At 36.2% G+C, this 12,401-nt stretch carries 11 protein-coding genes; 7 read left to right on the top strand and 4 right to left on the bottom strand.

From position 1 onward, the window contains the following. Positions 1-8: 8 nt before the first annotated feature. Positions 9-1,055: a thiamine-phosphate kinase gene (gene thiL, locus A6I66_RS01190; RefSeq protein WP_067144897.1), complete on the top strand. Its 1,047-nt coding sequence runs from the start codon at positions 9-11 to the stop codon at positions 1,053-1,055. A 29-nt stretch (positions 1,056-1,084) separates the two neighbouring features. Here thiL and A6I66_RS01185 read toward each other — a convergent pair whose 3' ends face one another. From A6I66_RS01185 to A6I66_RS01175, 3 genes are all read right to left on the bottom strand, one after another. Then, positions 1,085-1,360, bottom strand: coding sequence for a hypothetical protein (locus A6I66_RS01185; RefSeq protein ID WP_067144896.1), 276 nt, complete (start codon positions 1,358-1,360; stop codon positions 1,085-1,087). 62 nt (positions 1,361-1,422) lie between these two features. Next, a complete protein-coding gene (locus A6I66_RS01180; protein WP_067144895.1) occupies positions 1,423-2,199 on the bottom strand; it encodes an alpha/beta fold hydrolase in 777 nt (258 codons plus the stop codon). Between the two features lie 51 nt (positions 2,200-2,250). After that, on the bottom strand, positions 2,251-2,907 hold the full coding sequence (locus A6I66_RS01175; protein WP_067144894.1) for a hypothetical protein: 657 nt from the start codon (positions 2,905-2,907) through the stop codon (positions 2,251-2,253). A gap of 108 nt (positions 2,908-3,015) precedes the next feature. Between A6I66_RS01175 and A6I66_RS01170 the strand changes: the two genes are divergently transcribed. Continuing rightward, positions 3,016-4,338, top strand: coding sequence for an aspartate kinase (locus tag A6I66_RS01170; protein ID WP_067145582.1), 1,323 nt, complete (start codon positions 3,016-3,018; stop codon positions 4,336-4,338). A 109-nt stretch (positions 4,339-4,447) separates the two neighbouring features. Here the strand turns inward: A6I66_RS01170 and A6I66_RS01165 are convergent, their stop codons facing one another. After that, complete coding sequence (locus A6I66_RS01165) at positions 4,448-5,740, bottom strand: aminopeptidase P family protein (RefSeq protein ID WP_067144893.1); 1,293 nt, start codon at positions 5,738-5,740, stop codon at positions 4,448-4,450. A gap of 160 nt (positions 5,741-5,900) precedes the next feature. Here A6I66_RS01165 and A6I66_RS01160 point away from each other — a divergent pair, with 160 nt between their 5' ends. From A6I66_RS01160 to A6I66_RS01140, 5 genes are all read left to right on the top strand, one after another. Continuing rightward, a complete protein-coding gene (locus tag A6I66_RS01160; RefSeq protein WP_169815698.1) occupies positions 5,901-7,721 on the top strand; it encodes a T9SS type A sorting domain-containing protein in 1,821 nt (606 codons plus the stop codon). A 139-nt stretch (positions 7,722-7,860) separates the two neighbouring features. Beyond that, positions 7,861-8,541: a succinate dehydrogenase cytochrome b subunit gene (locus A6I66_RS01155; RefSeq protein ID WP_067144891.1), complete on the top strand. Its 681-nt coding sequence runs from the start codon at positions 7,861-7,863 to the stop codon at positions 8,539-8,541. 11 nt (positions 8,542-8,552) lie between these two features. Further along, positions 8,553-10,565: a fumarate reductase/succinate dehydrogenase flavoprotein subunit gene (locus A6I66_RS01150; RefSeq protein WP_067144890.1), complete on the top strand. Its 2,013-nt coding sequence runs from the start codon at positions 8,553-8,555 to the stop codon at positions 10,563-10,565. Positions 10,566-10,581: 16 nt separating this feature from the next. Further along, positions 10,582-11,325, top strand: coding sequence for a succinate dehydrogenase/fumarate reductase iron-sulfur subunit (locus A6I66_RS01145; RefSeq protein WP_067145580.1), 744 nt, complete (start codon positions 10,582-10,584; stop codon positions 11,323-11,325). Between the two features lie 86 nt (positions 11,326-11,411). After that, positions 11,412-12,335 carry a M28 family peptidase gene (locus A6I66_RS01140; protein ID WP_067144889.1) on the top strand — a complete coding sequence of 308 codons (924 nt, stop codon included), beginning with the start codon at positions 11,412-11,414 and terminating at the stop codon, positions 12,333-12,335. Positions 12,336-12,401: the final 66 nt, after the last annotated feature.

Here is a 12,401-nt window from a genome sequence, read left to right as displayed (position 1 = left end):
TTTGCATCATGATAGAAGATAAGAATCAACAACGGACGCCATTAAGTGCATTAGGTGAATTTGGGTTAATAGAGCATTTAACTCAAAACTTCAAGATTAAGCAAACTTCAACAATAAAAGGTATAGGTGATGATGCTGCTGTTTTAAATTTTGATAATAAACGTGTTGTAATAAGCACCGATTTATTGGTAGAAGGGGTGCATTTTGATTTAAGTTATGCGCCATTGAAGCATTTAGGGTATAAATCGGTCGTTGTAAATTTGTCTGATATTTACGCTATGAATGCCAAAGCGACTCAGATTACGGTTTCTATCGCGGTTTCCAACCGTTTTCCGTTGGAGGCTTTGGAAGCATTATATGATGGTATCGAGACAGCGGCTAGCATATATAATGTTGATGTTATTGGTGGCGATACTACTTCTTCGACTTCTGGATTGCTTATTTCTGTGACGGCTATAGGCGAAGTTGAAGCTGAACAAGAAGTATATAGAAGTGGCGCTAAACCTAATGATTTACTAGTAGTTTCGGGCGATTTAGGTGCGGCATATATGGGCTTGCAAGTACTTGAAAGAGAAAAGGAAGTTTATAAAGTGAATCCTAACAATCAACCAGATTTAGAGCCTTACACTTATATTATCGAAAGGCAATTAAAACCTGAAGCTCGAAAGGATATCCCTAACTTGTTATCTGAATTGGGTGTTAAACCAAGCTCTATGATTGATGTTAGTGATGGATTATCATCAGAAATCATACACATTTGTAAACAAAGTGATGTGGGTTGCGATTTATATGAAGAAAAAATTCCTTTAGATCCTCAAGTGATTTCTACCTGTGAGGAGTTCAATATTGATAGTACTACCGTGGCGTTAAATGGAGGAGAAGATTATGAGTTGTTATTCACAATTTCTCAGGAAGACTATCCTAAAATTAAGGCCAATCCAAATTTTACAGTTATTGGTTATATGAAGGAAGCTAAAGAAGGCTTGCACTTAGTGACCAGAGCAGATACTCGAATTCCGATTAAAGCTCAAGGCTGGAAAAATTTTACTGAATAAACAAGCGTTAAGAGGGAAGACCTGCTTGTTTAAACTTGCTGATAAACCGAAGTGTTCATCACTTTTTCTTTTAAACGCTCTGTTTTTGATTGGTAAACGCGTTCTAAAATGGCGTTAATTTCTCGAAAAGTTGGTGTTAATTCGGTTAAATTCCCGTTGCTATCTGTGGTTAATTCTTTTTTACAGTTTTTGCAGCGGTACTCTTTTACATGAGAGGTTACATTTTTAGAAACCTGATACTCATGATTAAAAAGTGTGCAATACATTTTTGGAATTAACGCTAGTTTGTTTGACGTTATTTTCATGGTTTTTTGGTTTGGGGTGCTTTAAATGTATAAAAGAAATCCAAACAAAACGACAAAGAGCGTTATTTTTCGACGAAATGCATTATTTCGTGTAGTAATTCACTTTCATTTTCAATAAAACTCATGTGGCCATCGGGAAAGGTAACCAGTTTTACTTGTGTGCCTTCAACTTGTTCTAAAATGGTATTATAGTCTAAAACAGGATCTTTTTTTCCAGCAATGATCATTTTTTTAAAAGGAGTAAAATGAAGTAGAGCTTCGCGATCATCTCTGATTTTCATACCTTCTAAAGCAGCTACAATACCTTGTAAAGGTGTTTTTTGAGCACTGGCTATTAGTTCTTTTATTCTTTCCTTGAATACAATTCGGTTCTTGGGACGAAATAGGTTCGTAACGGCTATTTTAATAAAAGTTTCGTGATTTTTTTTAACGACTTCAATAGTGCGTTCTCTGTTTATTTTTCTTTCAGCACTATCGGCACTAGCTGTTGAGTTTAATAGGCAAAGCCCTTTTAAATCGTCTGGCTTTTTTTCCGCGAAAGCGAGGGCTACATAGCCACCCATCGAATGCCCAATAATGGTTGAACGTCTAATGCGCAAATGTTTAAGGACAGCTTCAACAGCTTCGGCCATTTGTTCCATAGTATGTACATAACCTAAGCAGCCAGTTTGGCCATGACCTAGTAAATCGATACAAATAACTCTGAATTTTTTAGATAATTCTGGTTGTAACTGTTTCCATATTTGGGTGCTTTCTAAAAAGCCGTGAAGCAATACTAAAGCGCTGCCCTTTCCAGAATCGGTATAGTGAATGTTGGTGCCTTTAAAATCTAAATTCATACCCTCAATTGTGAATGGCAAAGATAAAAGATAGCTAGGAAAAATCTAAAATTATGATTTCACACGCTTTATAGCTGTAAATGCCTTGTCTACATATTCATCTTCCACTAAAATGGTAAACTCGTTGGTGGTTGAAATCACTTCATACATGACCACACCATCCCAAGCTAAGCGTTTGAAAAAGTGATAATACAAACCAGCTATTTTAGAGTTGTCTTGAGGTAAGTTAATGCTAATGGCCGATAAACCTTCCTGAACAGCCAATAAAGTTTCACCTTTAAGTTCGTCTTTGATAAAATCGTTTAAGCTGCTCGAAATAATAAGATTGCTTTCATGAATCCCTCTCGTGAAGGTGTAAAAGGGTTTCGACTCCGTTTTAATGCGCTCCAGAATTTTGGAATGGTTGTCTATTAACGTGTCAGAGTTTTTTACAGTAAAATCGGTAAGATTTGAGCGCACTGTGATATCGCCTAAATTCTGAATGGCTTTTTTCATTTTCACAGAATTTGATAAAGTCGCAGGAGGATTGTATCGGCGTAAAGCCATCATGATGGCTCCAGGTTTAACATCTTTTTTTAGCATTTTACTTATTGGTTCTACTAGCTCGATGGCCAGAGCGCTAAAGTTTATGATGTTTCTTGATAAGGCTTCTTCTAAATAAGGTTGCGTGATTAAAATGTCTTCGACACAATTCGATACCGTTTTCATGAATACTTTCTGTTAATTATTTAACAATATGTGTAAAAATAAACTTTTTTTTTAATAAACATCGTGGTTACGCAAATGAATTATAATTTCGCGGTCAAATTAATGACCATGAAAGTATTAAAATTTGGAGGAACCTCGGTAGGTTCGGTGGTAAATATGGCCAACGTTAAAAATATTATTAACGATGGTGAGAAAAAGGTAGTTGTGCTTTCAGCTATGTCTGGAACTACAAATCAATTGGTAGCTATTGGGCAGGATATAAAATCAGGAAATGTAACTGATGCTGTTGCAAAAGTTTCTGCGCTACATGAAAATTACAAAGTGGTTATCGATGATTTGTTGCAGAATGAAGCATTGAATGCAGAGGTGAAGATTTATGTTGCTGAAGTTTTTAATGTACTAGAACAGGCTACTGCAAAACCTTTTTCTGAAACATTAGCCAATCAAATTGTGGCTCAAGGTGAATTGCTTTCAACTTATATGTTTAATGCGTATTTGAATCAAGAAGGTGTGAGCTCGGCGTTGTTGCCTGCTTTAAGCTTTATGCGTATTGATGAAAATAAGGAGCCAGACATCGCTTATATTAAAGAAAACTTTAAAGCGGTTTTTGAGGCTACTAAAGATTCTCAAATTTACATCACTCAAGGTTTTATTTGTTTAGATACTGAAGGGGAGATTTCAAACTTACAACGTGGTGGAAGTGATTATACGGCAACTATTATTGGTGCTGCTTTTATTGCTGATGAAGTTCAAATTTGGACTGACATTGACGGGATGCATAATAATGATCCAAGACATGTTGAAAATACACATCCAATTTCAAACCTGTCATTCGATGAAGCTGCCGAGTTAGCTTACTTTGGTGCTAAAATATTACACCCTCAAACGGTAACTCCTGTTAGAGCCGATAATATTCCAGTGCGTTTAAAAAATACGATGGAACCTTCAGCTCATGGTACCTTAATTTCTAATATTACAACGGGCGATGGTATTAAAGCTATTGCCGCTAAAGATGGTATTACGGCTATAAAAATTAAGTCGGCCAGAATGTTACAAGCACATGGTTTCTTAAAGAAAGTCTTCGAGATTTTTGAGACTTACAAAACATCTATTGATATGATTACTACTTCGGAAGTAGCTGTATCTCTAACTATAGATGATGACTCTAATTTGGATGCTATTTTAGTTGAATTAGATAAAATTGCAACTATTGAAGTAGATAAAAATCAAAGCATTGTATGTTTGGTAGGACATGAAGTTGTAAATCATGATGATACCTTCAAGCTATTTAAAATATTACAAGATGTAAAAATTAGAATGATTTCCTACGGAGGAAGTCAAAATAACATTTCGTTATTAATAGATTCTAAAGATAAAATTAATACGCTGCAAAAACTCAACGATTATTTATTTGAATTAGTCACTCTTTAAAAATATTACTCAGTATTTGTATGCAAAAGAGGCTGTCTTGTTAATCAAGCAGCCTCTTTCTTTTTATGTGATTCTAGGAAAATAGAATGGAATACCTGTTTAGTAGGTATTAAGCATTCATAATTTCTTCTATTTCTTCAACTTCAATAGGAATGTTTATCATAAGATTTACAGGAGCTCCAGTTTCTTGAATGACTAAATCATCTTCAAGTCGAATACCAAAACCTTCATTAGGGATATAAATACCAGGTTCAACTGTGAATACCATATTAGGCTCCATCGGTTCAGTTAAAATGCCGTAATCGTGGGTGTCTAATCCAATATGGTGTGAGGTACCATGCATAAAGTATTTCTTGTATGCAGGCCATTCTGGGTTTTCATTTTGTACATCAGCTTTGTCTAGTAAACCTAGACCGAGTAATTCGCTAGTCATTAATTTACCAACCTCAACATGGTACTGTGCCCAATCGGTTCCCGGAATAAGCATGCTTTCAGCTTGTTTTTTCACGTTTAAAACGGCGTTGTAAACATCTTTTTGGCGGCTAGTAAACTTACCTGACACAGGAACACTACGTGTCATGTCACTAGAATAATTAGCGTATTCAGCACCTACATCCATTAAAATAAGCTCGCCAGCTTTACATTGTTGGTTGTTTTCAACATAATGCAAAACATTAGCATTGTTTCCTGAAGCGATAATAGGGGTGTAAGCGAATTTTTTTGAACGGTTGCGTAAAAATTCGTGCATAAATTCGGCTTCAATTTCATGTTCCCAAACGCCTGGTTTTACAAAATTTAAAATACGACGAAATCCTTTTTCAGTAATGTTACATGCTTGTTGGATTAAGTCAATTTCAATAGGGTCTTTAACCGATCTTAAACGTTGTAAAATAGGGTTGCTTTTAGCTACACGGTGTGCAGGGTATTTATCTTTTAACCATTTGGTGTAGCGATCTTCACGAGTTTCAACATCAACATTAGCACGATAATGCTCATTGGTGTTTATATAAACCGTGTCGCATTGTGTCATGATTTCAAACATGATTTTTTCCATGTCTTGTAACCAATAAACGGTTTTTATACCGCTCGTTTCAAAGGCTTTTTCTTTAGTTAATTTTTCGCCTTCCCAAATGGCAATATGTTCATTGGTTTCTTTAAGGAATAAAATCTCACGGTGTTTCTCTTTTGGGCAGTCCGGAAAAAGAACTAAAATGCTTTCTTCTTGGTCTACGCCACTTAAAAAGAAGATGTCGCGATGCTGTTCAAAAGGTAGGGTGCTGTCTGCACTTACCGGATAAATATCATTGGAGTTAAAAACAGCTAAGCTGTTAGGGAGCATTTTTGCTTTAAAATTTTCACGATTTTTTACAAATAGCTTACTATTAATAGGTGTGTATTTCATTTTTATAGGAAATTTAAAAGGAGGATAAAAGTAATGATTCTAAATAAATTATACATTATTATTTAGTATTTTTGAGTATAACACATTCGTGTTTAATTATATACATAGTATTATGGGGATTAAAAAAAATACTTTCGTAACAATAAACTTTGTTTGGTTCTTGATTTTTCTTACAGGTCCATTCGTTTTTTCTCAAGTTTATTTCAAAGAGGTTGCCTTAGAGCAACAAGTTAAACAGTCAGATTTGATTGTTGAAGGCAAAGTGATTTCAAAGACATCATTTTGGGGTGATGATGATCATATTTACACAAAAAATACGATTGAAGTTTATAAGGTTTTTAAAGGGTTAGCTGTATCCACGGTCGAAGTGATTACTAGAGGAGGAACTGTGGGCTACGATTGTCAGTTGGTTACCCATAGCTTGCAGCTAGAACCCAAAGATTTGGGTGTATTTACACTTATAGAAAGTGGTTATGTTGGTGTGGATAATGTCGATCTTTATAAAGTATACAGTGGCGTACAAGGATTTTATAAATACAATTTGTATAAAGATGTAGTTGCAAATGTTTTTACGGCTAAATCTGGTATCGTTAAAGGGTTTTATAAAACCCTTTCTAATTATACTCAAATGAATTATATCGAGGTAAAACCATTTAATATTACGGATGAAACTTCAAAATTAGTCCAATCTAAGCAGGAAGTGGTTCCAACAGGAATAACATTTTCTCCAACAAGTACTACAGCCGGCACGCGTTCTACTATTACCGTTTCCCTTGCAAGTGGCGCTACCGGTAATTTTGGGAGCGCTCGAGGAAAAGTGAGTTTTAGAGATGCCGATACCGGTGGTGAAGATAATATGGGAAATGCAGTCTTTACCGATGCTCTAGATACACAAATTGTGAGCTGGTCACCAACCTCTATTGTTGTTGAGGTACCTGCTAAAGCGGGAACTGGAAGTATTCGTGTTACCGATGCGAATGCCAATGTGATTGAGTCGGCAACCGATTTAACAATAACCTATGCTTTGTTAAATATTGTTTTTAATATTGATGCTGGTAGTGGATTAAAAAATTATGCGTTTCCTACACGATTGGTAAATAACGATGGTAGTGGTGGCTATGAATTTGATTTAGAAACTAGTTTTAATGCGGATAATGAGCATCCTGGAGCGAAAGATGATTTCCTTACGGCTTTAGAGACTTGGCGTTGTGAAACTGGTGTTAATTTTAGTATTGGCGGCGTGTCTTCAGTAGATGAATCTGATATCACCGATGGAGTGAATATTATTCGTTTCGACAATGGTAATGAATTACCTGATGGCACCTTAGGTAATACGTCCTATTCTTTTACACTTTGTCTTAGTCAGAGCGACATGTTGAATGATTCAGAGGTGTTTCCGACGGCCATAGATATGGTCTTTGATAATGAGACCAATTGGTTTTTTGGAAGTGGGTTACCAGGTTTTTCAGTCGATTTTCAAAGTGTAGCTTTGCATGAAATTGGCCATGCACATCAATTAGGGCATGTTATTAAAGAGTTTAATGATGTGATGCATTACAGAACATCACTTGGAGAACAAATACGAGATCTATCAAATGAAAACCGCATGGCGGCAAATGCTATTCAAGCAGAAAGTGAAGCAAGTCTTCCTTTTTCATCTTGTTTTGGAGGTCGAACTGCTATGATTGGTGTAAGTCAGTCCAATTGCCTTCTTGGAGTTAGCTCAAATAATATTAATAATGTGGCCTTAAAGTTTTTTCCTAACCCTACCGACGGGATACTTTATATGCAGGGCGGAGATAATAGTAGAGTAGAAAGTTTATTAATTTACGATTTAAGCGGTAGAACCGTTTTTGAAAAAGCGGCTTTTACACCTTCTAATCAAGAAGCTATCGATCTTTCTGCCATCTCAAGAGGTGTGTATTTCGTTAAGGTTTCTGGTAAGGAAGGGGAGCTAACTAAAAAAATCGTAGTGGAGTAGGTAGGAAAACTACGTATTTTGTAAGTATAAATACTTAGTTAATTATAATGATTCTAAATAACAAAAACATGACAAATGTTATTTGCCTATATTTCGGTTCTGAACTACCTTTGCTAGAATCTTAAAAATAACTTAACTAATGAGCGGATTTTTTAAATCTTCGATAGGAAGAAAGGTAGCCATGGCGCTTTCTGCATTCTTCCTCATGTTTTTCTTACTTCAGCATTTTGCTATTAATATTTTATCGGTTTTCAGTCCTGAGCTTTTTAATGAAGTGTCTCACTTTATGGGGACAAACCCATTAATACAATTTGCTTTACAGCCTGTTTTACTTTTTGGTGTGATTTTTCATTTTGTAATGGGATTCATATTAGAATTAAAAAACAAAAAAGCAAATGGTGTAGCTTACGCTAAAAATAATGGTGCTGCAAACTCTACTTGGGTAAGCAGAAACATGATTTGGAGTGGGGTTGCTATTTTAGCTTTCATCATCTTACACTTTATTGATTTTTGGTTTCCTGAAATTAACACGAAGTTCGTTAAAGGCGATTGGTCTGGTACGATGGCGGGTGTAGAAGGGTATCGCTATTATGAAGAATTAGTTCATAAATTCGCAAACCCAATTCGTGTTGGTGCTTATGTTGTTGCTTTTGTGTTTTTAGCATTGCACTTATTACACGGGTTTACTTCGGCTTTCCAATCAATGGGAGGTACAGCAGGAAGAAAAAAGACCTTACAAACTATAGGTAAAGCATATTCAATAATTATTCCTTTAGGGTTTATTTTTATTGCACTTTACCATCATTTTTTTAACCATTAATCTTCAATAGAATGGCTTTAGATTCAAAAATACCAAAAGGTCCACTTAAAGATAAATGGACAGATTATAAAAATCATATTAATTTAGTAAACCCTGCAAACAAGCGTAATATTGATATTATTGTTGTTGGAACAGGTTTAGCAGGAGGTTCGGCATCTGCAACATTAGCCGAATTAGGATATAATGTAAAAGCATTTGCTTACCAAGATTCTCCACGTCGTGCGCACTCTATTGCAGCACAAGGGGGGATCAATGCAGCAAAAAACTACCAAGGTGATGGCGATTCTAATTACAGATTGTTTTACGATACTGTAAAAGGAGGCGATTACCGATCTCGTGAGGCTAACGTTTACCGTTTGGCTGAGGTTTCAGGAAATATTATCGACCAATGTGTTGCTCAAGGGGTTCCTTTTGCACGTGATTATGGTGGATTATTAGATAACCGTTCATTTGGTGGGGTTCTTGTATCAAGAACATTCTATGCAAAAGGACAAACTGGACAACAATTATTACTAGGAGCTTACTCTGCGATGAACAGACAAATTGCTCGTGGTAAAATTGAAATGTTTAACCGTCATGAAATGCTTGACGTTGTTAAAATTGACGGAAAAGCTAGAGGAATTATCGCTCGTAATTTAATTACTGGTGAAATTGAGCGTCACTCAGCACATGCTGTTGTTATTGCAACAGGCGGTTACGGAAACGTTTATTTCCTTTCAACAAATGCGATGGGTTCTAATGCTACTGCAGCATGGAAAATTCATAAAAAAGGGGCGTATTTCGCAAACCCTTGTTATACACAAATTCACCCAACTTGTATTCCACGTTCGGGAGACTACCAGTCTAAATTAACCTTGATGTCGGAGTCTTTACGTAATGATGGTCGTATTTGGGTACCTGCAAAAATCGAAGACGCTAAAGCGATTCAGCAAGGGAAATTAAAACCTACTGAAATTGCTGAAGCAGATCGTGATTATTACTTAGAAAGACGTTACCCTGCCTTTGGTAACTTAGTACCTCGTGATGTAGCATCGAGAGCCGCTAAAGAGCGTTGTGATGCTGGATTTGGTGTTAATGCTACTGGTGAAGCGGTTTACTTAGATTTCGCTTCAGCAATTGAGCGTTACGGTAAAGAGCAAGCAAAAATTCATAACATCGCAAATCCTTCTGCAGAGAAAATCTACGAATTAGGACAAGCGATTGTAGAGGCTAAATACGGAAACTTATTCCAAATGTATGAGAAGATCGTCGATCAAAATCCATACAAAACGCCGATGATGATTTATCCTGCAACACACTACACCATGGGTGGTGTTTGGGTTGATTATAACTTAATGACAACGGTTGAAGGTTTATACTGTATTGGTGAAGCTAACTTCTCCGATCACGGTGCAAACAGACTTGGAGCTTCGGCTTTAATGCAAGGTTTAGCCGATGGTTATTTCGTATTACCTTATACAATTGGTGATTATTTATCTCATGATATTAGAACAGGAAAAATCCCAACTAATACACCAGAATTTGATGCTGTTGAGAAAGAAGTGAAAGATCGTATCGATTTCTTCATAAACAACAAGGGAACAAAATCTGTAGATTACTTCCACAAAAAACTTGGAAAAGTAATGTGGGATAAAGTAGGAATGTCTAGAAATGCTCAAGGCTTAACTGAAGCTATGGCCGAAATTAAAGCCATTCGTGAAGAATTCTGGAAAGAAGTTAAAGTTCCAGGAAATGCGAATGAGTTAAATCCTGAATTAGAAAAAGCTGGACGTGTAGCAGATTTCCTTGAATTAGGAGAGTTATTTGCTAAAGATGCTTTAAACAGAGCTGAATCTTGTGGTGGTCACTTTAGAGAAGAGTCTGTTGAGCTTGATGGCGAGCAAGAAGGAGAAGCAAAACGTGACGATGTAAATTATGCATACGTTGCTGCTTGGGAGTATAAAGGAGAGCCTGCAGATGCGGTATTACACAAAGAAGAATTAGAATTTAAAGACATTGAACTGAAACAACGTTCATACAAATAAGATTGACATTATGAATATGAATTTAACACTTAGAATTTGGAGACAAAAAGACTCAAATGCAAAGGGTCAAATGGTCGATTATAAAGTATCTGATATTTCAGAACATATGTCTTTCCTTGAAATGATGGATGTTTTAAACGAACAATTGGTAAACTCTGGTGAAGAGCCAGTAGCTTTCGATCATGATTGTCGTGAAGGAATATGCGGTATGTGTTCTTTATATATTAACGGTGAAGCACACGGTCCTGATAGAGGAGTTACTACTTGCCAGTTACACATGAGAATGTTTAAAGATGGTGATACCATTACTATCGAGCCTTGGAGAGCAGCAGCTTTCCCTGTAATTAAAGATTTAATTGTTGATAGAATGGCTTTTGAGCGTATTCAACACGCTGGAGGGTATATTTCTGTAAATACTTCGGGTAATACGCAAGATGCTAACTCATTACCGATATCTAAAATCGCTGCCGATGAAGCTATGGATGCTGCAACTTGCATTGGTTGTGGGGCTTGTGTGGCGACTTGTAAAAACTCATCTGCGATGTTATTCGTAGGTGCTAAAGTATCACAATATGCATTATTACCACAAGGTCAGGTTGAAGCTGCCGAACGTGTTAAAAACATGGTAGCACAAATGGATCTTGAAGGTTTTGGTAACTGTACCAACACTGGAGCTTGTGAGGTGGAATGTCCTAAAGGAATTTCATTAGACAATATCGCAAGAATGAATAGAGAACTTATGAAAGCAGCGCTTAAATAAGACGCATTCAATAATAAAATGGAGCCCATATCGTTTTTAGATATGGGCTTTTTTGTAAATAATTCCCAAAGTCTATAAAATTCACCATGTTTAGAGCCTATGTAATCACATACTTTACCGGTTTATGCTTATTTGTAAACCTACATGCTCAAACATCACCTTGTGAGTCTAATTATTTTTCTGAGACTACCTTACTCAAGCATTTAAAATCATTGTCTTCTGATGCTTTTGAAGGGCGACGAACAGGAGCGGCTGGAGCTATAAAGGCAAAGCAGTTTATTATTAATCAATTTCATGCTTTAGGCGTTTTGCCTTTCACTAAAAATTACGAACAAAAATTTAGTTTTACCGAAGGAAAGGTCAGTTATAACGCCACAAATATTCTGGGTGAAATTAAAGGAACCCATTTTCCAGATTCCTATGTTGTTATTAGTGCGCATTACGATCACGAAGGAATTAAAAACGGAGAAATCTATAATGGTGCCGATGATAATGCGTCTGGTGTATGTGCGCTTTTTAGTTTTGCCGAATACTTCAAAAAACATCCGCCTAAACATTCTGTAATTTTTGCTGCTTTTGATGCCGAAGAATTAAATTTGCAGGGTTCTAAATACTTTATGAAAAGTGCTGTGGCTCAGGCCACCAAAATAGTCCTTAATTTAAACCTGGATATGGTAAGTCGAAGCGAAACCAATACCTTATTTGTGGTTGGCACTTCACACAATGCTCGTTTAAAATCGATTTATAAAAAGTCTAATCCTGCCTGTGGTATCATTTTGGAAGCAGGTCATGACGGTCATGATGGCCGAGAGGATTGGACCTATGCTTCAGATCATATGCGTTTCTTTTTGGAAAATATTCCTTTTCTGTATTTTGGAGTCGACGATCATGAAGATTACCATGAACCCACAGATACTTTTGAGAAAATTCAACCTCAATTTTATATCAATGCTGTTAAAACTATGATCAACTATTTTGAGAAAATAGATGATTTAAGGTCTTTTGAATAGGGACTCCTTTAACTGTTATTTTAATTCATAAGAGTCATAACCCCTTTGTTTTACTGCCGTTTGTAG

Source organism: Pseudotamlana agarivorans, from assembly GCF_001642835.1.
Classification (GTDB): domain Bacteria; phylum Bacteroidota; class Bacteroidia; order Flavobacteriales; family Flavobacteriaceae; genus Pseudotamlana; species Pseudotamlana agarivorans.
The sequence above is the reverse complement of the archived record's forward strand: the minus strand, read 5'-3'. Positions and strand labels throughout refer to the sequence as shown.

What these genes read in the sequence shown, in the direction of transcription:
- A6I66_RS01165 (WP_067144893.1), bottom strand. Translation starts at nt 5,740, where the DNA reads ATGAAATACACACCTATTAATAGTAAGCTATTTGTAAAAAATCGTGAA.
- A6I66_RS01155 (WP_067144891.1), top strand. Translation starts at nt 7,861, where the DNA reads ATGAGCGGATTTTTTAAATCTTCGATAGGAAGAAAGGTAGCCATGGCG.
- A6I66_RS01180 (WP_067144895.1), bottom strand. Translation starts at nt 2,199, where the DNA reads ATGAATTTAGATTTTAAAGGCACCAACATTCACTATACCGATTCTGGA.
- A6I66_RS01145 (WP_067145580.1), top strand. Translation starts at nt 10,582, where the DNA reads ATGAATTTAACACTTAGAATTTGGAGACAAAAAGACTCAAATGCAAAG.
- A6I66_RS01150 (WP_067144890.1), top strand. Translation starts at nt 8,553, where the DNA reads ATGGCTTTAGATTCAAAAATACCAAAAGGTCCACTTAAAGATAAATGG.
- A6I66_RS01170 (WP_067145582.1), top strand. Translation starts at nt 3,016, where the DNA reads ATGAAAGTATTAAAATTTGGAGGAACCTCGGTAGGTTCGGTGGTAAAT.
- A6I66_RS01185 (WP_067144896.1), bottom strand. Translation starts at nt 1,360, where the DNA reads ATGAAAATAACGTCAAACAAACTAGCGTTAATTCCAAAAATGTATTGC.
- thiL (WP_067144897.1), top strand. Translation starts at nt 9, where the DNA reads ATGATAGAAGATAAGAATCAACAACGGACGCCATTAAGTGCATTAGGT.
- A6I66_RS01175 (WP_067144894.1), bottom strand. Translation starts at nt 2,907, where the DNA reads ATGAAAACGGTATCGAATTGTGTCGAAGACATTTTAATCACGCAACCT.
- A6I66_RS01140 (WP_067144889.1), top strand. Translation starts at nt 11,412, where the DNA reads ATGTTTAGAGCCTATGTAATCACATACTTTACCGGTTTATGCTTATTT.